This is a genomic window from Autumnicola patrickiae (assembly GCF_031846525.1).
Taxonomy (GTDB): Bacteria; Bacteroidota; Bacteroidia; order Flavobacteriales; family Flavobacteriaceae; genus Autumnicola; species Autumnicola patrickiae.
In genome coordinates this window covers 77917-97327 of the sequence record NZ_JAVRHM010000001.1, presented here as the reverse complement: position 1 = coordinate 97327, position 19411 = coordinate 77917, and the positions used below count along the sequence as shown (strand labels likewise).

19 protein-coding genes are annotated in these 19411 nt (G+C 38.1%); 4 read left to right on the top strand and 15 right to left on the bottom strand.

The window, feature by feature from the left end; genetic code table 11:
- Positions 1-55 precede the first annotated feature (55 nt).
- A complete protein-coding gene (locus RM549_RS00420; protein ID WP_311679590.1) occupies positions 56-1222 on the top strand; it encodes a PepSY-associated TM helix domain-containing protein in 1167 nt (388 codons plus the stop codon).
- 75 nt (positions 1223-1297) lie between these two features.
- Here RM549_RS00420 and RM549_RS00415 read toward each other — a convergent pair whose 3' ends face one another.
- Together RM549_RS00415 and RM549_RS00410 are read right to left on the bottom strand one after the other, a co-directional pair.
- Positions 1298-1654 (bottom strand): phage holin family protein, encoded by a 357-nt coding sequence (locus tag RM549_RS00415; RefSeq protein WP_311679588.1) that lies wholly within the window; start codon positions 1652-1654, stop codon positions 1298-1300.
- A gap of 44 nt (positions 1655-1698) precedes the next feature.
- Complete coding sequence (locus RM549_RS00410) at positions 1699-2331, bottom strand: SanA/YdcF family protein (RefSeq protein WP_311679586.1); 633 nt, start codon at positions 2329-2331, stop codon at positions 1699-1701.
- A gap of 134 nt (positions 2332-2465) precedes the next feature.
- On the opposite strand from RM549_RS00410, the gene RM549_RS00405 reads away from it, so the two are divergent.
- Entirely contained in the window at positions 2466-3098 is a 633-nt protein-coding gene (locus RM549_RS00405) for an NAD(P)H-dependent oxidoreductase (RefSeq protein ID WP_311679585.1), read from the top strand.
- On the opposite strand, the gene ribB is transcribed toward RM549_RS00405, so the two are convergent.
- The 4 genes from ribB to RM549_RS00385 form a co-directional block, all read right to left on the bottom strand.
- Complete coding sequence (ribB, locus tag RM549_RS00400; protein ID WP_311679583.1) at positions 3095-4243, bottom strand: 3,4-dihydroxy-2-butanone-4-phosphate synthase; 1149 nt, start codon at positions 4241-4243, stop codon at positions 3095-3097. The genes RM549_RS00405 and ribB overlap by 4 nt on opposite strands.
- A gap of 29 nt (positions 4244-4272) precedes the next feature.
- Positions 4273-5652, bottom strand: a complete 1380-nt coding sequence (locus tag RM549_RS00395) for an LptF/LptG family permease (RefSeq protein WP_432264689.1) — start codon at positions 5650-5652, stop codon at positions 4273-4275.
- A 70-nt stretch (positions 5653-5722) separates the two neighbouring features.
- A complete protein-coding gene (gene lolA1 / locus RM549_RS00390) occupies positions 5723-6364 on the bottom strand; it encodes an outer membrane lipoprotein periplasmic chaperone LolA1 (RefSeq protein ID WP_311679579.1) in 642 nt (213 codons plus the stop codon).
- Between the two features lie 64 nt (positions 6365-6428).
- Positions 6429-8801 carry a DNA translocase FtsK gene (locus RM549_RS00385; RefSeq protein WP_311679578.1) on the bottom strand — a complete coding sequence of 791 codons (2373 nt, stop codon included), beginning with the start codon at positions 8799-8801 and terminating at the stop codon, positions 6429-6431.
- A gap of 208 nt (positions 8802-9009) precedes the next feature.
- Here RM549_RS00385 and RM549_RS00380 point away from each other — a divergent pair, with 208 nt between their 5' ends.
- Positions 9010-9837 carry a universal stress protein gene (locus tag RM549_RS00380; protein WP_311679577.1) on the top strand — a complete coding sequence of 276 codons (828 nt, stop codon included), beginning with the start codon at positions 9010-9012 and terminating at the stop codon, positions 9835-9837.
- A 7-nt stretch (positions 9838-9844) separates the two neighbouring features.
- Here the strand turns inward: RM549_RS00380 and RM549_RS00375 are convergent, their stop codons facing one another.
- The 7 genes from RM549_RS00375 to nhaC form a co-directional block, all read right to left on the bottom strand.
- The gene (locus tag RM549_RS00375; RefSeq protein WP_311679576.1) at positions 9845-10849 is read right to left on the bottom strand and encodes an alpha/beta fold hydrolase; all 1005 of its coding nucleotides are present in this window, start codon (positions 10847-10849) and stop codon (positions 9845-9847) included.
- Positions 10850-10888: 39 nt separating this feature from the next.
- Entirely contained in the window at positions 10889-11254 is a 366-nt protein-coding gene (locus tag RM549_RS00370) for a diacylglycerol kinase (RefSeq protein ID WP_311679575.1), read from the bottom strand.
- Positions 11254-11754: a thiol peroxidase gene (gene tpx / locus RM549_RS00365; RefSeq protein WP_311679574.1), complete on the bottom strand. Its 501-nt coding sequence runs from the start codon at positions 11752-11754 to the stop codon at positions 11254-11256. The genes RM549_RS00370 and tpx overlap by 1 nt, the downstream gene beginning before the upstream one ends.
- A gap of 130 nt (positions 11755-11884) precedes the next feature.
- Positions 11885-12133: a DUF6952 family protein gene (locus RM549_RS00360; RefSeq protein ID WP_311679573.1), complete on the bottom strand. Its 249-nt coding sequence runs from the start codon at positions 12131-12133 to the stop codon at positions 11885-11887.
- Complete coding sequence (locus tag RM549_RS00355) at positions 12114-12428, bottom strand: thioredoxin family protein (RefSeq protein WP_311679571.1); 315 nt, start codon at positions 12426-12428, stop codon at positions 12114-12116. Before RM549_RS00355 ends, RM549_RS00360 begins: the two co-directional genes overlap by 20 nt.
- A gap of 18 nt (positions 12429-12446) precedes the next feature.
- Complete coding sequence (locus tag RM549_RS00350) at positions 12447-13085, bottom strand: peroxiredoxin (protein WP_311679569.1); 639 nt, start codon at positions 13083-13085, stop codon at positions 12447-12449.
- 195 nt (positions 13086-13280) lie between these two features.
- Positions 13281-14762 (bottom strand): Na+/H+ antiporter NhaC, encoded by a 1482-nt coding sequence (gene nhaC, locus RM549_RS00345; protein ID WP_311679567.1) that lies wholly within the window; start codon positions 14760-14762, stop codon positions 13281-13283.
- A 440-nt stretch (positions 14763-15202) separates the two neighbouring features.
- Between nhaC and lpdA the strand changes: the two genes are divergently transcribed.
- On the top strand, positions 15203-16609 hold the full coding sequence (lpdA, locus tag RM549_RS00340; protein WP_311679565.1) for a dihydrolipoyl dehydrogenase: 1407 nt from the start codon (positions 15203-15205) through the stop codon (positions 16607-16609).
- Positions 16610-16927: 318 nt separating this feature from the next.
- On the opposite strand, the gene RM549_RS00335 is transcribed toward lpdA, so the two are convergent.
- Positions 16928-18271, bottom strand: a complete 1344-nt coding sequence (locus tag RM549_RS00335; RefSeq protein WP_311679563.1) for a DEAD/DEAH box helicase — start codon at positions 18269-18271, stop codon at positions 16928-16930.
- 384 nt (positions 18272-18655) lie between these two features.
- Positions 18656-18892, bottom strand: coding sequence for a hypothetical protein (locus RM549_RS00330; protein WP_311679561.1), 237 nt, complete (start codon positions 18890-18892; stop codon positions 18656-18658).
- Positions 18893-19411 lie beyond the last annotated feature (519 nt).

Here is a 19411-nt window from a genome sequence, read left to right as displayed (position 1 = left end):
TATTTCAGAATAACCTTCAAAAGTTTACATTTGCCGAATCTAAGAATTAGCATTAATGCCGAAGCAGAAAAGACATAGTAAATTCAAAAAATGGATCGGCAAACTGCATCTTTGGCTGGGGCTTGCTTCCGGAATGATTGTTTTTATTGTTGCAATAACCGGCTGCATCTATGTTTTTCACGATGAAATAAAAGATATTACACAACCCTGGAGAAAAGTAGCAATTCAGAATCAGGAATTTATAGCACCTTCTGTACTTCAGCAAAAAGTTACAGCAAACTTTCCTGATGCGGCACCGGGAATGGTCGTTTATCAGGGAAAGGAAAGGTCTGCCTTTGTGTATAGCATTATAGATAATGCGGAATTTAATATTTATTTTAATCCATATTCCGCAGAATTACTTCACAGTCAGAAAATTGACGATGAATTTTTCGCAATTATTGAAAATTTACATATGTACCTGCTTCTACCTGAAGAAATAGGGAGACAGGTGGTGGGAATTTCCACTATAATATTTGTGGTGATGCTTATTAGCGGAATTATTCTCTGGTGGCCAAAGAAGCGAAAGAACCTGAAAGATCGTTTAAAAATAAGGTTTACTGCCAAATGGCGGCGGGTAAATTACGACTGGCACAACGTTACCGGACTCTATATCTCTCTGCTCGCGTTAATAATTGCCATTACCGGACTCAGTTTTTCTTATGAGTGGATGCATGAAAGTTTCTATGTAATTGGCAATTTTGGGGAAGAATATCCTGAAGAAACCGCTATGCCTGCAGTAGAAGATGGTGAACCCGAAAATTCTTCAATTCCTGCCATAGATGTTGCCATGGAGAAAACTTTTGCACTCCTTCCGGATGCTGAAATGCATTTTGTGTGGGAACAGGGTGCCAATTCACCTATTCTCACCGGTTCCTATCCCGAAACTTTAGATTTTGATCATCAGTCCAACTTCTATTTTCACCCTGAAACAGGTGAGCTTTTGGAAAAGCATCTTTACAGTAATAAAAGCACAGGTTTAAAGCTTCAGGAAATGAATTACGGACTGCATACCGGGCAGTATTTTGGCTTAACAGGCAAGATAATTGCCTTTTTTGGCAGTTTGTTTATTGCAGGCCTTCCTGTGAGCGGTTTTATGATCTGGTGGGGCAGAAGAAACAAGAAAAAGAAAGCAAAACCAGCAGCTAGAAGAAAATTTGTTGCTGCAGAAAGCAAGGTTTAAGTTTACGGCAAAGAGATAACAAAAGATAAGGTCGAAAATTGCCAATTTTCGACCTTATCTTTTGATGATGATAAATTAAAATAAAATGGCGTCCACAATTCCTCCAACGATAGCCAGAATAATAGCCAGCCAAAGGGAAGGTAGAAAACCTACTGTTTTAAAATCGCTACTTAAACGGTCTGCAAGTTCAATAATTAAAGCGTAAACTATTATTCTTATAATAAATCCTAATCCAAGGAAGTAAAAAATTCCCAGAGTAGCTATATTCAAGACCGCAGTAAGCAACCAGCTAAGCAAGAAACTCAGTACACCTATTATTAAAGCAACAATTAAAGCAGATTTAAATCCTTTAAGTTCAACTTTGGACATCATTTTGGCAGCCAGTAAGAGTATGGCGGCGTCTATTACAATATGCAGTAACCATTGAATCATATTTAATTTTTTTGAGATTAGACTTTAAAGATAGGAAATTGAATTTATTCCAGCCTTTCTTTTAAAGTTGCAGGCTTTCCATCTGTAAGTACTTCCCACAGTGCCTTAAAATTCGCCAGTTTTTCACGTCGCATTAATTTTGTAGAAGTTTCATAAGACCGTTTATCTGCAACGAACCCTTTGTATTCCAGGCCAAGGTTTTTTGCAATAAATATGGCCCGAGGCAGGTGGAATTTTTGCGTAACCACAATAGCGCTTCTAATGTTGAAGAGTTTGTTTGCCCTGTACATACTATCATAAGTATCAAAACCGGCATGGTCCTGTAAAATTCGGTTTTCTGGAATTCCATGGCTGAGTAAGTAATTCTTCATGGCGCTTACCTCGTCATAATCATCGGTTTTATGATCTCCCGAAACAAGAAATTGTTCTACTTTGTTTTTCTGAAAAAGTTCTATGGCAGTATCCATACGATCCTGCAGCACAGGAGAGAGTTTTCCATCGGCATGAACACTGGCCCCTAAAACAATTACAGTGGTGGCAGGGGGTACTTTACTTATATCGCTGTGGATACGTGAAGCCGTATTCTGCTTAAGAAAAGAGTCAAAACCAAGAACGATCAGACTGGCAAGAACAACTAGAATAACCAGAGTAAGGATGGATTTTTTTATCAGCCTCATTTGCCCATGAAATATTAAAAACTCATTCGAATATAGGTAATAAAATTTGATGTATAGGTTTAATTTATCTATAAAGTACTGTCATCTTTTATTCATTCCTTAAATTAGCAATCTGTTAAAAAAACCTGTTGATTATGGGAAATATTAAAGCGCTGGAGTGGCGTTATGCTACTAAAAAATTTGATTCTGAAAAGGTTCTTCCTTCTGAAAAGATTGATATTTTAAAGAGAGCTTTTAATCTTACAGCTACATCCTACGGGCTACAGCCAATCAAAATGGTCGTTGTAGAAAATAAAGAAATTCAGGAGAAGCTGAAGGGATACAGTATGAATCAGCAGCAAATAAGTACTGCTTCCCATATTCTCATTATTTGTATAGAAAAAGAAGTAGGACCGGATTTTATTGAAAATTATTTTACAAGGGTGAAAAGCATCAGAAAAACTCCTGATGAAATATTATCCCCTTTTAAAGAATTTCTGGTAAAGGATTTTAGCTCAAAACCCTATAATGAAATTGCGCTGTGGTCGGTTAATCAGGCATATCTCGCTTTGGGAACTTTACTTACCGTTTGTGCTACTGAAGAAATAGATGCCTGCCCTATGGAAGGTTTTGAACCGGAAAAATACGATGAGTTCCTAAAACTGGAAGAGCATAATCTTAAATCTGTACTGGTGCTTCCTGTAGGTTACCGTGCAAAAGATGATGAATTTTCAGGATTCAAGAAAGTACGACGTCCTTTGGAGGACGTAATTATTGAGATAGATTAATAGCTAACGTAATCTGTAATTTCAAGGCCGTAACCAACCATTCCCACCCGTTTTTTCTGTTGAGAATTGGACAATAATTTCATTTTATGAATTTCCAGGTCGTGTAGAATCTGGGCTCCAATCCCAAAATCTTTATTATCCATATTCACAGGAGGGGCTTTTACTTCCCCTTTCTTCTGAATATCCTTTAATTCCCCAAGCCTGTTAAGCAGGTTAAGAGATTGATTAACGGGATTAATAAATACAATGGCACCCCGTCCTTCCTCATTAATAGCCCGAAACATGGTATCCAGTTTCTTATCTGCATCATTGGTAAGCGTTCCCAGGATATCGTTATTCACCAAAGTAGAATTCATGCGCACCAAAATTTCTTCGTTTGCTTTCCATGTGCCTTTGGTAAGGGCTATATGTACCTGGTTATTTGTAGTTTGCTTGTAAGCTCTTAACCTGAAACTTCCAAAACGGGTTTCCACATCAAAATCTTCTTTTTTCTCGATCAGGGAATCGTGTTGCATCCTGTAAGCCACAAGATCTTCGATAGAAACGATTTTAAGATCAAATTTACGCGCCACGTCTATAAGCTGAGGCAAACGAGCCATGGTGCCATCCTCGTTCATTATTTCTACAATCACACCAGCCGGCGCATATCCTGCTAATCTCGCAAAGTCTATTGCAGCCTCTGTATGCCCTGTTCTTCTTAGAACCCCACCTTCCTTTGCTTTTAGTGGAAATATATGTCCTGGGCGACTCAAATCGTATGGTTTTGTATCTGGATCTATTAATGACTGGATCGTTTTTGCCCTGTCTGATGCCGAAATCCCTGTGGTAACTCCTTTCCCCTTAAGGTCTACTGAAATGGTGAAGGCTGTTTCCATAGGATCTGTATTGGTGCCAACCATCATTTCCAGCCTTAAATCCTTGCATCTGCGCTCGGTAATGGGAGCACATATTAAACCTCTTCCATGTGTTGCCATAAAATTTATCATCTCTGGCGTCACCTTTTCTGCCGCTGCTACAAAATCCCCTTCATTTTCCCTATCAATATCATCTACTACAATAATTACTTTTCCGGCGCGAATATCTTCAATAGCATCCTTAATAGCATCTAATTTTATAGTATTTGAATTTGTGTCAGTTTCTGGCATTGCAATGTATTTATCAGCTTCAAAGATATTTAATCTATTTTGTCTTTCTTCTTAATAAGCCCTGCTTTTTTGAGGAGCTTTTTAAAAGGTTCAAAAATACTGTCAAAAGCAAAAAGCCCCTGGTCTGTGGTAGCTCGGTAGGTTAATAGTATTCCTAGCGGAAGCATGATTATAGTAGGTAACCAGGTGGCGAAGAACGGACTGATACTACCGTCTTCGGCTGAGTTTTTGGCAAATATGCCAATAAAGTGATAGGTAAGGAATAGTAAAATTGCAATTACCATTGGCAACCCCATTCCTCCTTTTCTTATAATTGCACCAAGTGGTGCCCCAACAAAGAAAAGAACAAAACAAGCTGCGGCCAAAGCATATTTTTCATGTAAGGCTATTTCATATTTATTGATTTGCCGGAAACTTATTTTAAAATCCTGCTTCTTTAATTTTATATGTGACAGCGCCGCTTCTGCTGAACTTATCGCAAAACCGGTAATTTGTGAAGCCTGTTGTGCATTGAATAAATCAAGAACAGATGCTTCAGTTTCTGTTATTGTATCTGCAGGTTTATAATTGAGCTCGAGTGTAGCAGCACCTGACCGGCTTAACATGCTTTCCTTAAAGATTTTTACTTCCTTATTATAATTTGTAGAAAATGAATCGATACTTTCCCTGAGTTCCGAAGTGTTTAACATACCCTGACTATTGTGGTAGTTTTCATCATCTAAATCAACATTATTAAATTCGGAGAGGTCAATATTTATTATATATTCTTCAAAGTAGCTCTTGGCATAAGGTTTATTTTTTCTTTTTGCAGCATCATTGGGCTGGATTTCATCATAATAATTCCCGTCTTTGAGGACGAGTGAAAGTACATCAGAATCTGTGCTACCCATCAATTCACCTTCCGTAGCCTTCATAACTGTGAAATTTCCGCTACGCTGATTTTTTTTGTGAATAATAATATCTCTTAGAAACTGGTCGTTGTCCCCACTTTTTTCTTCAACTTTAATATTTATATTCCCCACCTCATTAAAAATATTTTCACTAATGGCCATTGCGGGTTTAAGCTTGGCAATATTTTTCCTAAGGTTTATAGATTTAAATTCTGCTGCAGGAATAACATTATTAGAAAAGAAGAAGGCAGTAAGACTAACAAGAAATACAAAAATTGTAAGTCCACTCATCGCTCTTTGCAAAGAAATTCCTGAGGATTTCATTGCCGCGAATTCATAATTCTCAGCAAAACTTCCAAAGGTCATGATGGAAGTAAGCAAGATAGAAAGGGGTAAGACTAAGGGTACAAGTTTAGGGGAGAAGTAGAGTAAAAACTTCAGAATTATTTCTACATCCAGGTCTTTTCCTGCAAGTTCACCTATGTACAACCAGATCGTCTGCAGTACAAAGATGAACATAAGGATTATAAAAACGGAAAAGAAGGTTTTTAGAAAGCTTGATAGTATGTACCTGTCTAGTATCTTCAATTTAATCTAACCGATTAATGTAATAGCTGGAATATCTGTCTTCGTTAAAAGTAAACAGGCTCTGCGCCAGTGGCTGGTCTGTTTTAAAACTTTTTACTGTAATGGTAATTTTTGTTCCATTATCCTGCGTTTGGATAAGGTTGTAGATATGTTTGGTTTGAGTGTCTATACCCAGGAGAATATCCTTCACTTCGGCATTACTGTCCTGCGGCGTAAGTTTTATATACTGGATTTTTCTTCCTTTTACATCTTGAGTAATATCCCATTTGTAGTTATATCCTTCTTCATAAAAAGAAAACATTTTTGAAGGAGTGATGTTATTACTGTCTTCTTCTACATAATTGGAAATATTGATTTCTTCATCTTCGGGTATGATCGTGTAAATTTTCTTACCGTCAAACATTTGGGTAGTACCCATAAGATTAAGTACGTATTTATCCCCTTTTATACTAACATCTCCACGGGTTTCCTGACTAACATTTTCAGCAGTATTTTCCAGAGCGTATTTAAAATCAATGACCATATTTTCATAGCCTTTAACTTTTGAAGAAACATCGTTTAATAAAGCTTTAGCTTTGTCTGAATTTTGAGCGGTAAGGCCCGTGCTGATAAGAATGGAAAATAGAAAGATTAATTTTTTCATTACAGTTTAAATTTTTCCGGACAAGAAAGTAATTTGTCCTTTTTTAGATGCTCTATAAGAGACTTTATTCATTTAACAATTGATCAAGTGCTGCTAAATCTGTAATTAATACCTGCCGTGCTTTACTACCTTCAAAAGGACCAACAATTCCTGCAGCTTCCAGTTGATCGATAATTCTTCCTGCACGGTTGTAACCAAGTTTTAATTTTCGTTGCAGCAGGGAAGCTGAGCCTTGTTGCGCCGTAACGATAACTTCGGCAGCTTCCCGAAAGAGTTTGTCCCTCTCGCTCACATCTATATCAACTCCTGTGCCATTATCTTCCCCTTCATAGGCTGGCAGAAGGTGAGCATCTGGATATGCTTTTTGGGATCCTATAAATTCGGTAATCTTATCAACTTCCGGGGTATCTACAAAAGCACATTGTAAACGTTTCATTTCGCTTCCCTGCGTGAAAAGCATATCACCCCGACCTATCAACTGATCTGCTCCCTGGCTGTCCAGAATAGTACGTGAATCTATTTTTGAAGTTACCCGGAAGGCGATCCTGGCCGGGAAGTTGGCCTTTATAATACCCGTTATTACGTTAACCGAAGGTCTTTGTGTGGCAATGATTAAATGTATTCCCACCGCACGGGCAAGTTGTGCCAATCGGGCTATTGGTGTTTCCACCTCCTTTCCTGCAGTCATAATTAAATCTGCAAACTCATCTACGACGAGTACGATATAGGGCAAAAAATGATGCCCTTCTTCGGGATTAAGTTTTCTGTTCTTAAACTTAACATTATATTCTTTAAGGTTACGAACCATTGCATTTTTTAGCATTTCGTAACGATTATCCATTTCGGTACAAAGCGAGTTGAGTGTATGGATAACTTTGGTGTTGTCGGTAATAATTGCCTCTTCAGTATCCGGTAATTTAGCGAGATAATGTCTTTCGATTTTATTAAAAAGCGTAAGCTCCACTTTTTTGGGATCCACCAGTACAAATTTCACTTCTGCAGGATGCTTGCTGTATAGAAGTGAAGTAAGAATGGCATTAAGACCAACAGATTTACCCTGTCCCGTGGCACCTGCCATTAGCATGTGTGGCATTTTAGCCAAATCTACTACAAAAGTTTCGTTTGAAATTGTTTTTCCCAAAGCCATGGGAAGCTCCATTTCGGCATTCTGAAATTTAGGCGAGGCAATCACCGAACGCATAGATACAATTGTGGAGTTCTTATTAGGGACTTCTATACCAATTGTTCCTTTACCCGGAATAGGAGCAATAATCCTTATTCCAAGTGCTGAGAGGGACAGTGCTATATCATCTTCAAGATTTTTAATTTTTGAAATCCTGATTCCTGCTTCCGGAACAATTTCATATAAAGTAACTGTAGGACCAACCGTGGCTTTAATTTGGGCAATTTCAATCTTATAATTGCGCAAAGTTTCCAGGATTCGGTTCTTGTTTTCCTCCAGTTCCTGTTGATTCACTGTAATACCACCGCCATAATCCTTAAGTAAATCCAGCGTTGGGAATTTGTAGTTGCTCAACTCCAGGGTTGGATCAAATTCACCAAAATCACTTACCAGCTTTTTGCTTAAATTATCTTCAACTTCATCTTCTTCGGGAGCAGTTTCAACTTCCATTTCAACTTCTTCAATTTCCTCCTTCTTTGGAGCCGGAGCTGTTGGTGGTGTAGCTTTATTTTCCCGGGTAGCGACAGTTTCCAGCTTTATTTCTGCAGCAGATTCTTCTTCATCTCTTTGCTTTTTAAGAATTACCTCTTCCTTCCAGTCTTTTTCTTCTTCTGTTTCTGAAACATTTCCACCTGTTTTTTGAAATTCAGACTGAAAATCCTTTTTAGAGCTTTTTACATAGCTTCCTATAAGTTCCGGAGTAATTTTCAGCCGAACGGTGACATATACCATAAACAGGAATATCATTAAGAGTACGGTACCAAAAAAGCCGAGATAATCCTGAAGGTAATCGTTCATTTCAAATCCTATTCTCCCTCCAAGCAACGGATTCTCTTCAGCAAAGAACCCGAAGAAAAGCGATAGCCAGATCATCACCAATACGCCCCAAAACCAGAATTTTTGCAGGTTACTTCTCTTAAAATCGAAGAAAAGGTAAATTCCCGTAAGGCCTACCAAAAAAGCAAGCACAAATGCAGCAACACCAAAGCCCTGATAGATAAAGAAATCACTAATGGCTGCTCCAAATTTACTTAGCCAGTTTTTGGATTCAATCTGCCGGTCTGCCAGGTGATCCAAAGTAGACTGGTCTGCCTGCCAATTAAATAAAAAGGAGATAAATGCAACTAGTAAAGCCAATCCAAAGAGCATTAAAAAACTTCCAAGAACTACCTTTTGTTGCCTGTTGAGCTTAAAAGTAAATTTGGAAGGTTTTTTAGCAGGATTTTTTCTGGTTTTAGCTTTTTTCTTAGCCATATATGATTTGCGGTATTTCGGCAAAAATACAAATTAGCCTCATCTAAAATAAGGAAAAGCTTTAGGTATTTCAAATAAACAATTTTCGTCCGGAAATTGCATAGAGCATGATAATTGTCATTTTACAGCCTCACTATAATCGTAATTTTGTTATAGGTTAAAAACGATCCCTTACAAGGTTCTATTGCTTCACACTAAATTTGTTATCATGAAAACTATAATTGTTGCTACAGATTTTTCGCCCGAATCAGGAAATGCTGTTGAGTATGCAGCAGGCTTTGCTCAAAAGACAGGAGCAAGGATTATTCTTTTCAATTCTTTTACGATTCCTCTTCATGTAGCCAATACTATGTTGCCTGCAGAAGCTCTGGATCATTTAATTGAAGAGAATAAAATTTTACTGAAGGAAAAATGTGAAGCTGTGGCGAGGAAATTCTCCATTGATGTAAAGTACGAAGCGGAGTTAATGGTTGAAGTTTCCGAAGAACTTGAGCGCCTTTACAAAAAATATGATGCAGATCTCATTGTCATGGGAATGGCAGGAAATTCTGTGGCACAGGATATTTTTGGCAATACCACAACTTCAGCAATTATGAAACACAGCTATCCTGTGCTGGCAATTCCGGAAAAAGTAAAATTTGATGAGATAAAGAATATCCTTTTCGCCTATGACGAACTTAAAGAAGGAAAGCATGAAATTTCAGCAAAAGTAAAAGAGATAGCAGATTTTTTTAGTGCGAAAATTGAGGTTTTTCATGTGCAACCAAAACCGGAGGAGAATTGCTCAAGGGAAATTGAAGAGGAATTCAAGGAATCGGAATATGAATTTAAAGAAGTAAAGTCAGAAGAAATTATAAAGGAAATTGAAAGCGAGATCAAGAAGTTACCTGCAGATATGCTGGTGATGATTCCGCAGAAATACAACTTTTGGGAGTCTTTGGTTCACAGGAGCAAAACCCGAATGATGGCTTCCCGGTCTTCTGTGCCTGTGTTATCCATTCCGCTTTTATCTCCGCAAGGGGAGGGGGGAGTTTAGTTTTAATTTATTCCTGAAGGTAATCTAAAAGCGGATTTATAAACCGATCAAAAGCCTCAATGTGCGGAAGGTGACCAACATCTTCAAGTTCTACGAGTTTGGCATTTGGAATTTTGTCCCTGGTTTCTTCCCCAAGCTGGTCATAGAGACCCATGGTGGCTTTTACTTCTTCTGAAACGAGATTTTTCCCCAAGGCGGTTCTGTCGCGGGTACCAATTATTAAAAGCGTGGGTACCTCAATTTTAGAGAACTCATACACTACAGGCTGGGTAAGTATCATGTCGTAAGTAAGTGCAGCATTCCATGCAATAAAAGGATAATTCTCATTTAGCGTCCAGCCGGCAAGAAGCTTTGCCCATTCGGCGTAATCTTCGTTCCAGTCCCCGGCATAATAACTTTCCTTCTGATAACTTTTTATTGCCTCGTAATCTTTCTTAAGTTCCTGCTCGTACCAGTCATTTACGCTTTGGTATGGGATTTTGAGCTTCCAGTCTTCCAGTCCAATAGGATTTACCAGGATAAGTTTTTCGGTTGTTTCAGGATACATTAGTGCAAAGCGCGTGGCCAGCATTCCACCCATAGAATGTCCAATAACGCTCAGTTTTTCTATGTCCAGAGAATCAACCAGGTTCTTTGTGTTTAAAGCCAATTGCTGAAAAGTGTACTGAAAATGGTTGGGCTTACTGGATTTTCCAAAGCCGATCTGGTCAGGTACCAGAACATTAAATCCTTCAGAAGACAGGGCTTCTATTGTAGTTTCCCAATAAGCACCATTAAAATTTTTTCCGTGGAGTAACATTATAGTTTCTCCGTTGGGATTCTCGGCTTCAATAAACATATAAGCCATTTCAAAAATTTCCTGCTGTGCATTCACCTCAAAGAAATCTACGGCAAAAGGATAGTCGTAATTGGTGAGTCGTAAATCCAGTTCCTGGAGACCTTTTGTTTCCTGGGAATTAACAGGAAGAAGAGTAAGAACTGCAAAAAGCAGAATGAAATATTTCTTCAGCATAGCAAAAATTTTAACTTTCCTGGCAGGGTACAGAAAAAACTAAGGAAAGATGTAAGGAAAATAGATAAATCCCGCAATAATCACAGCGACTAATGCAGCAAAGAAAACCCCTCCTGCAGCAACATCTTTTATATGACCAATTTTACTGTGAAAATCTGGATGCACAAAATCTGCCATGGCTTCTACAGCGGTATTTAAACCTTCTGCCGACATTACAAGACCAATGGCAGTAAATTGAAAAAGCCATTCTGTCCTGGTAATATCAAAAATGAAGCCCGCGATAGTAACAGCAATGGCTATTACAAATTGCACCTGGATACTAGGTTCGTGTCTCACCAACAGCCAGGCACCCTTCATTGCATAGCCCCCTCCTCTAATACGTTTTCCGAGGAAACTGTCTTTCATTATAGGAGCGTTTTTAGCGCTGCAAGATAATCTGGTTCTTCAGCGATATCTGGTACCTGCTGGCTGTGGATTACATTTCCGTTTTCATCCAGCACAATTACAACCCTGGAAAGTAAACCTTCCAGAGGACCGTCCAGCATTTCTAGACCATAATCCTTTCCAAAGTTTCTTTCTCTAAAATCTGATAAATTAACAACGTTTTCAAGTCCTTCATCATTTACAAATCTTTTCTGGGCAAAAGGTAAGTCCCTGGAGATGCAGAGTACAACCGTATTTTTTAAATCTGAAGCTCTTTGGTTAAAGTTTCTTACTGAAGTTGCGCAAACCCCTGTATCTATACTTGGAAAAATATTCATGACGACTCGCTTTCCTTTAAAATCATTTAAAGTAGCGGTGGAAAGATCTGTTTTTACCAATTCAAAATGTGGTGCTCTTTCATCTTTGGCAGGAAGATCTCCATAAGTGGTGACTTTATCTCCCTTGAAAGTTATCTGTGACATAAGTAATTTTTTTAGAAGGATAAATTTAGGATTAAACTGCTTGAGTAATACTAAAATTATCATAAAACAGGAAAGGCTGCTTTTAAAATGAAGCAGCCTTTTTCAACCTAAATTTTTGTAATAAAAGTGGTTATTTATCTATAGAACCTAATACTTTTTTTACAAAATTATTCGCGGCGTCCATTTCAGAATCGCCATTTTCTATCATTTTATGAACCTCAACAGCTCCACAAAGATTGGTAAGTAATTCACCGATTACATCCATTTCCTCGTCAGAAACAGATCTATGTTCGGTGAAGCTTTCCAATACATCAATGGTGTTTTCGAGTTTTTCAACATCGTTGTTCCGTTGAAGGTGTTTAATTACTGGTAACTTCATTTACTAAATCTTTTAATGGTTCAAATTTATTGGTCTGAACCTGGTTCACGAAAGTTCCATTTTTAAAAGTCGCGAAAGTCGGAAGATTGTTAACGTTAGCCATTTTTCTTGACTCCGGAAATTTTTCAGCATCTACCATTAAGAATTTTACATTCTCATTTTCTGAAGCAAGTTTCTTAAACTTTGGCTTCATTAACCGGCAGTTACCACACCATCCGGCCATGTATTGCACAACAACCATTTCGTTTTCAGCAACTATTTCACTTAAATTATCACTATCTATTTCTTTTACCATAATAGTTTTTCTCCCTTTTTAGTTTACGCTTAGATAAGACGCAACGCCTTCTCTGTTTGCGTTCATTCCTTCTTTGCCTTCTTCCCAGTTTGCAGGACAAACTTCTCCTTTTTCCTGTACGTGAGTATATGCATCTATTAATCGAAGAAATTCTTTAACGTTTCTACCAAGTGGCATATGATTAACACCTTCATGGAAAATTGTTCCTTCTTCGTCAATTAGATAAGTTGCACGGTAAGTAACGTTATCACCTTCAACAGTTAAATCTCCTGTTTCATCATCGTAAGATTCATTGGTGATATCAAGAATACCTAATCTGGAGCTAAGGTTTCTGTTAGAATCTGCAAGAATAGGGTAAGTTACACCTTCAATTCCTCCATTGTCTTTTGGAGTATTTAACCATGCAAAGTGAACTTCCGGAGTATCGCATGAAGCCCCAATTACCATTACATTTCTTTTCTCAAATTCTTCTAATGCCTCTTGAAAAGCATGAAGTTCTGTAGGGCAAACGAAGGTAAAGTCCTTAGGATACCAAAAAAGAAGTACCTTTTTGTTATTTTTCTGAGCTTCTTCCAGAATGTTGATCTTGAAGGTATCGCCCATATCATTCATTGCGTTCACGCTTAAATTTGGAAATTTTCTTCCTACTAATGCCATATTATGTTGATTTTAAAGGTTTGATTTTCGTTTTTAATTCTGGTGCAAATTTAAAGAATGATTGCAGTTAATAAAAGCTTTCAAATTCTAAATATTTATGCTCTAATAGTCTTTTCCTATACAAATTAAAAACATGAATAAGGTTATTCTATTCTAAACAGAAAATAGTAGTAAAAGTGGGATGTTCGGAGTTTTCTAAGCTGCAGATTTCTCCTTCAATTGCTTGATTTTTATGTTAAAAGCAGCGAAGATGAGGGTCATAAAAGGACTCAAATAATTGAAGAAGGCATAACCAAAATAAGAGATAACGGGTACACCTAAAACTCCGCTGTGATATGCACCGCAGGTATTCCAGGGAACAAGTACAGAAGTCACTGTTCCCGAATCCTCCAGGGAACGACTTAGGTTCTCAGGAGCAAGACCTTTATCCCTGTAAGCCTTTGCAAACATTTTTCCCGGCACAACAATAGCCAGATATTGATCTGAAGCAGTCAGGTTAAGTGCAAGACAACTAAAAACGGTACTTGCAAATAATCCAAATACGCTGTTGAACATATTCAAAAGGGCTTTACTGATTCTCGCCAGCGCTCCGATGGCTTCCATTATACCACCAAAAACCATTGCACAGATGATTAACCAAATTGTTCCTAACATGCCCGCCATTCCGCCGGAGGAGAAAAGATCATTTAAATTTTCATTGCTGGTTTCAACCGAAGTATCTACAGTAATAGCTTGCATAATCCCTCTGTAACCACTTACAAAATCTAGGTTTTCTGTACCGGCGATTTGGGCTATAATGTCCGGTTGAAAAAAGAGGGCGGCAACGGCTCCAAGCAAGGTGCCAACTAAAAGAGCGATCAAAGGTGATGTCTTTTTTACGATTAAGGCAATCACCAACACCGGGACTAGAAAAAGCCATGGAGAAATCTGGAAAGAATCTTCTATTGAACCTAAAATTGCAGTAGTATCAGTAGTTCCCGAAGTGTCTATATTAAAACCAATTATTATAAAGATTATAATCGTTATGGTAATGGTGGGCACTGTGGTAAGGGTCATATACCTAATATGCGTGAACAAATCTGTCCCGGCCATGGCTGGTGCTAAATTAGTAGTATCACTCAACGGAGAAAGTTTATCTCCAAAATAAGCTCCCGAAAGTATTGCCCCGGCAGTCATTCCTACAGAAATTCCCAGCGCTTCGGCAATTCCTATCAGAGCGATCCCAACGGTGGCCGAAGTCGTCCAGCTACTTCCTGTAGCGACAGATATAACAGCACAAATAATTACGCAGGCCGCCAGAAAAATTGTAGGGTTTAGAATCTGAAGTCCATAATAAATCATCGTAGGAATAATACCGCTCACCATCCAGGTTCCGGCAAGGGCTCCTACCATTAATAAAATTAAAATTGCTCCTGTGGTACTTTGTATATTCCCCGCTACTTCATCTATCATTTTATCATAATCTACTTTATTAAAGTAGCCCACGATAGCTGCAACAGCGCCACCAAGAAGGAGAATGAATTGATTGGATCCATCAAGTGCTGCATCTTTAAAAACAAAAACATTAAAAGCCAGCATGGCAATTAAGGCAAAGACGGGTATTAATGCTTCCCCAATACTCAGCTCCCTGTTTTCTTCAATTTTTTCATCTTTAAAGGAGGTATTTTCGTTTTCCATTCAGCGTTTGTGGTTTCTTAAGGAATAGGCAGGGAGGAAGTCAGTATTAAACCATTTTCTCAAATTCAGGAGAATGTTCCATTTAGCCAATATTCTTTCCCTTTGCCTGTTTAGCCTGTAATGTTACGATTTTAAACAAAATTTGACAAGTTTTAATCTATTTCCGCAGAAGAACAGAGTAAACAATTATAAATTTTAGTTTGCTGATTCTTTCTCGGATAGTCTCAAGGTTTATTTTCTAAAATATTAGAAACAGGGATTAGATTATATAAGCATACTTATATTTTTACGTATTTATTCGTAATTTTGTAATTACGTAGTGATGTTCAACTTTGAAGTTCTTAAAATTTTACAAAGCCTCTTTACAGCATTGGTCATTGAAGAGAATAGTCGTACTTTTGTTACTATTCGTTAAGAATTAACATATAAAACATAGAATTATGAGTAAATATGATGTTGCGGTAATAGGTTCAGGTCCCGGAGGTTATGTGGCGGCCATACGCTGCGCACAATTGGGAATGAAAACTGCAATCATAGAGAAATATCCAACCCTGGGAGGTACATGTCTAAATGTAGGTTGTATTCCAAGTAAAGCTTTATTGGATTCCTCGCACCACTATCATGATGCCGTAGAACACTTTGAAGAACATGGAATCGACATTCCCGGGGATATTAAAGTGAACCTGGAGCAAATGATGAAACGGAAATCTTCTGTAGTGAGCCAGACTTGCGACGGAGTAAAATTTCTGATGGACAAAAATAAGATTGACGTGATCCAGGGAGTAGGATCTTTTGAAGATAAAACCCATATTAAAATAGAAAATTCTGAAGGTGAAACTCAAACAATAGAGGCGAAGAATATAATTATCGCCACAGGCTCCAAGCCTTCAAATTTGCCATTTATCGAGCTTGACAAAGAGCGGGTGATCACTTCTACAGAAGCGCTTAAACTGAAGGAAATTCCAAAGCACATGATTGTTATTGGTGGCGGAGTGATTGGTTTGGAATTAGGTCAGGTTTATAAGAGACTTGGTGCTGAAGTCTCTGTAGTGGAATTTATGGATAGTATTATTCCTACTATGGACAGCGCTCTTGCCCGGGAATTAACCAAAGTTCTCAAGAAACAAGGCGTTAAGTTTTATGTGAAGCATAAAGTAAAAGCCGTGGAGCGAAAAGGTGATGAAGTTATCATAAAAGCTGACGATAAAAAGGATCAGGAAGTTGAACTAAAAGGGGATTATTGTCTCGTTTCTGTTGGTCGTCGTCCTTTTACTGATGGACTTAATGCTGAAGCTGCGGGTGTAGAACTTGATGATAAAGGAAGAGTAAAAGTAAATGATCATTTGCAAACCAATACTGCTAATATTTACGCGATTGGTGATGTGGTACGTGGGGCAATGTTAGCTCACAAAGCCGAAGAAGAAGGAACTTTTGTTGCTGAAACCATTGCAGGTCAAAAACCACACATCGATTACAATTTAATTCCCGGTGTAGTTTACACATGGCCAGAAGTTGCTTCTGTTGGAAAAACTGAAGAAGAACTGAAGGAAGCCGGAGTAAAATATAAAGAAGGCAAGTTTCCAATGCGTGCTTTGGGTCGTTCCAGGGCCAGTGGCGATATTGACGGATTTGTAAAAATCCTTGCAGATGAAAAGACAGATGAGGTGCTTGGCGTACATATGATTGGCGCCCGTACTGCCGATCTTATTGCTGAAGCGGTGACGGCAATGGAATTCCGTGCTTCTGCAGAGGATATTTCCAGAATGAGCCATGCGCATCCAACTTTTGCTGAAGCAGTAAAAGAAGCAGCTCTTGCAGCAACAGATAACCGTCCGTTGCATATTTAATGTGCTTACAAATAATTTTTTACAGCCCGGAAGCAGATGTTTCCGGGCTTTTTTATGGCGTTAGAGTTACTTTAAAAAATTTAGGAGGTATCGAAAATTTTTCAATTTTCAATCGCTGAATTTCATACATTTACCCAATAATTCTAAAATTTTTAGAAACCATGGCAAAAGAAAAATCACCTTCCAAAAATTCGGCTAAGAAGGAGCCCGTGCTTAACCTAAAGGAAAAGCGTGCAGCGAAAGCAGCTAAGAAAAAGAACAGAACATAATCTTTATCTGATATCTTGTAAAATAAAAGGAGGCATTTCGCCTCCTTTATTATTTCTTCTTTTTCCGGTTGGCATTTTTGTCGCCCCGGGTCTTAGGTTTCTTATACTTTTTCGCAACTTCTCTTCGGTAAGATCCGCCAAGATTTTCCTTTTTGTTTTTCTCCTTTTTTTCGTGAAAAGCCGGCCCTGCTTGGTCTGCAGCTGTGCCGGGATTATTGATTTCGATGGCACGAGGGCGTTCTTCCGGAATCAATTCTGTAGAAACTTCTACTTCTTCGGGAAGACCGTGCTGTGGCACCTGCATATTCATCAGTTGCTCGATGTTTTCCAAGAATTCCTGTTCCTTTTCTGTAGTAAACAAAAAGGAAATTCCCTGTTTTTCTGCACGGCCGGTTCTACCAATCCTGTGCATATAGTTTTCGGGATATGCAGGGGTGTCGAAATTCACAACGTGGGAAACATTTTCAATATCGAGTCCGCGGGCCATTACATCTGTAGCGATCAAAATCCGGCAAAATCCGTCACCAAACTGGCGTACACTTCTCAATCTGTAGTTCTGGCCTTTTCCGGTATGAACAATAGTGGCTTCTTCCGGAAATTCTTTGTCGATAAATTCAAACAACCTGTCGGCAATGCGTTTGTTTCCAAGAAAGATCAAGACTTTGCTGAAGTTTTCTTTGTCTCCAAGTAAATACTTCAGCAAATTTGCTTTTGTATTAAAATTCGGAATCTTATATCCACGTTGCTCAATATTTTCTAACGGCGTTCCACTCACAGCAACCGAAATCTTTTCCGGGGCTTTAAAATTCACGTAGATAAGTTCTTCCACAGTTTCCGTCATGGTTGCAGAGAACATAATGCTCTGTCGGTTCTGCGGCAGTAATTCCAAAATATTGTTGATCTGAAATTTAAATCCAAGATCCAACATCACATCAACTTCATCTATCACCAGCTTTTGAATAGATTTTAAAAGCACCGCTCTCCGTAGCACCAAATCATATAATCGTCGCGGAGTCGCAACTAAAATATCCTGCCCCTGTAGCAAACTCTCGTGCTGAGTATTAATATTTACTCCGCCATAAACACCCGAAACCCGAACATTAATATATTTTGCCAGCTTCTCGATCTCTTCCACCACCTGTACTACCAATTCTCTGGTAGGCACCATTATAAGTATCCTCGGATTCTTTTGTTCCGAATATTTCAACATTTTTAGCAGCGGGAGGAGGTAAGCAAAAGTTTTTCCGGTTCCTGTTTGCGCAATTCCAACAACATCTCTTCCAGACATAATAGAAGAAAATGCCTGTTCCTGGATAGGAGTGGGCGTATGGAAGTTTAAATCTTCCAGTGCGTTACGTAAGGGTGTATTTAGATTTAAATCCTGAAAAGTCAAAGTGTAAATTTTAATTTGCGGCAAAGGTAAGCTATGATAGCCAAATTAAAGGATAAAAGTCTGGTGGAAAATAAGATGTAGTTAAGTAACTCGAATTACACTTATTTTTAAAACTTCAGTCGCTCCGGATTTTGCCTGCTATCCCATATCCTTAAAATTTCAATTGACTGAGCACCCGCTGAATAAAAATTTTTGTAGTTTTAAATATTTGTACTCGTACGGGATCTTCTTTTGTTGCTCTACCTAGCTGAGGGTAATTCGCCAGAATACTCACTAATTCTTTTATCTGGCTGTAGAGTTTTTTACTATATCGGGAAGATTTATTTCGGTTTTTCCATTAGTCCAGAATTTCTTTTAAATCCGCTCTTGCGTTTGTGGACCAGATTATTCTTTGAGCCATTTTTTAACCTCCTCATCTATTTCCGATGGAGTATGGTATTCCCCGTTTTTTATTTGTTCCCTCGCAATAGTAATGGCCTGAAATTCTTCTTCGGAAAATTCATATAATTCATCAGGAGTTGAAGTTGTTTCAAAAAACTTCAGCATGTCAGACAGTAAATTCTTATCTGAAATGCCTTCTATTCTGGCTATTAATTTCTCTTTAAGTTCTGAAGTTTCCATATATCTAAGATAAAGATTTTAATTAATTTATTCAATAATTACAGAACAGGTTGCCTCAAGCTCTTTGTTTAGTTCGAGTCCTAAAATTCCCTCTTTGGATTTAAGATGGCATTGTGGTTAGTGTTTGGCGGTTATTGCGGTATTAGAATTACAGCTTGTGGTATGCAGGTTTTATTCCCTTTTCCTGAGAGCCTAATATTTAACCCAATAGGTAAACCACATTATCCATGTAGAATAAAAAACGAATGGGCAAATTATTGAATTGGCTAATAACAGTAATGCAAATGATTTCTTTACAGAGTAGAGAATAAGTCCGAGAATCAAATTTATTCCGAATAAAAATAAAACTATTTGTAAAGTTTCAAGCGCAGAATTTAATTCTGGTTTTGTCCAGTAATACCAAAGTCCCATCAGGAACAATTCCATGAGAAAAATTCCAATACCAATTTTTACTATTTTACGATGTTCCATGGTTTCTTTTTTACTTATATATCACTTGCAATTATTTCTGATTTTTCA

Coding starts and splice junctions, on each gene's coding strand:
- RM549_RS00380 (WP_311679577.1), top strand. CDS start 9,010: ATGAAAACTATAATTGTTGCTACAGATTTTTCGCCCGAATCAGGAAAT.
- nhaC (WP_311679567.1), bottom strand. CDS start 14,762: ATGGAAAACGAAAATACCTCCTTTAAAGATGAAAAAATTGAAGAAAAC.
- RM549_RS00385 (WP_311679578.1), bottom strand. CDS start 8,801: ATGGCTAAGAAAAAAGCTAAAACCAGAAAAAATCCTGCTAAAAAACCT.
- lpdA (WP_311679565.1), top strand. CDS start 15,203: ATGAGTAAATATGATGTTGCGGTAATAGGTTCAGGTCCCGGAGGTTAT.
- lolA1 (WP_311679579.1), bottom strand. CDS start 6,364: ATGAAAAAATTAATCTTTCTATTTTCCATTCTTATCAGCACGGGCCTT.
- ribB (WP_311679583.1), bottom strand. CDS start 4,243: ATGCCAGAAACTGACACAAATTCAAATACTATAAAATTAGATGCTATT.
- RM549_RS00330 (WP_311679561.1), bottom strand. CDS start 18,892: ATGGAAACTTCAGAACTTAAAGAGAAATTAATAGCCAGAATAGAAGGC.
- RM549_RS00405 (WP_311679585.1), top strand. CDS start 2,466: ATGGGAAATATTAAAGCGCTGGAGTGGCGTTATGCTACTAAAAAATTT.
- RM549_RS00395 (WP_432264689.1), bottom strand. CDS start 5,652: ATGTTCATCTTTGTACTGCAGACGATCTGGTTGTACATAGGTGAACTT.
- RM549_RS00350 (WP_311679569.1), bottom strand. CDS start 13,085: ATGGCATTAGTAGGAAGAAAATTTCCAAATTTAAGCGTGAACGCAATG.
- RM549_RS00355 (WP_311679571.1), bottom strand. CDS start 12,428: ATGGTAAAAGAAATAGATAGTGATAATTTAAGTGAAATAGTTGCTGAA.
- RM549_RS00410 (WP_311679586.1), bottom strand. CDS start 2,331: ATGAGGCTGATAAAAAAATCCATCCTTACTCTGGTTATTCTAGTTGTT.
- RM549_RS00375 (WP_311679576.1), bottom strand. CDS start 10,849: ATGCTGAAGAAATATTTCATTCTGCTTTTTGCAGTTCTTACTCTTCTT.
- RM549_RS00420 (WP_311679590.1), top strand. CDS start 56: ATGCCGAAGCAGAAAAGACATAGTAAATTCAAAAAATGGATCGGCAAA.
- RM549_RS00370 (WP_311679575.1), bottom strand. CDS start 11,254: ATGAAAGACAGTTTCCTCGGAAAACGTATTAGAGGAGGGGGCTATGCA.
- RM549_RS00415 (WP_311679588.1), bottom strand. CDS start 1,654: ATGATTCAATGGTTACTGCATATTGTAATAGACGCCGCCATACTCTTA.
- tpx (WP_311679574.1), bottom strand. CDS start 11,754: ATGTCACAGATAACTTTCAAGGGAGATAAAGTCACCACTTATGGAGAT.
- RM549_RS00360 (WP_311679573.1), bottom strand. CDS start 12,133: ATGAAGTTACCAGTAATTAAACACCTTCAACGGAACAACGATGTTGAA.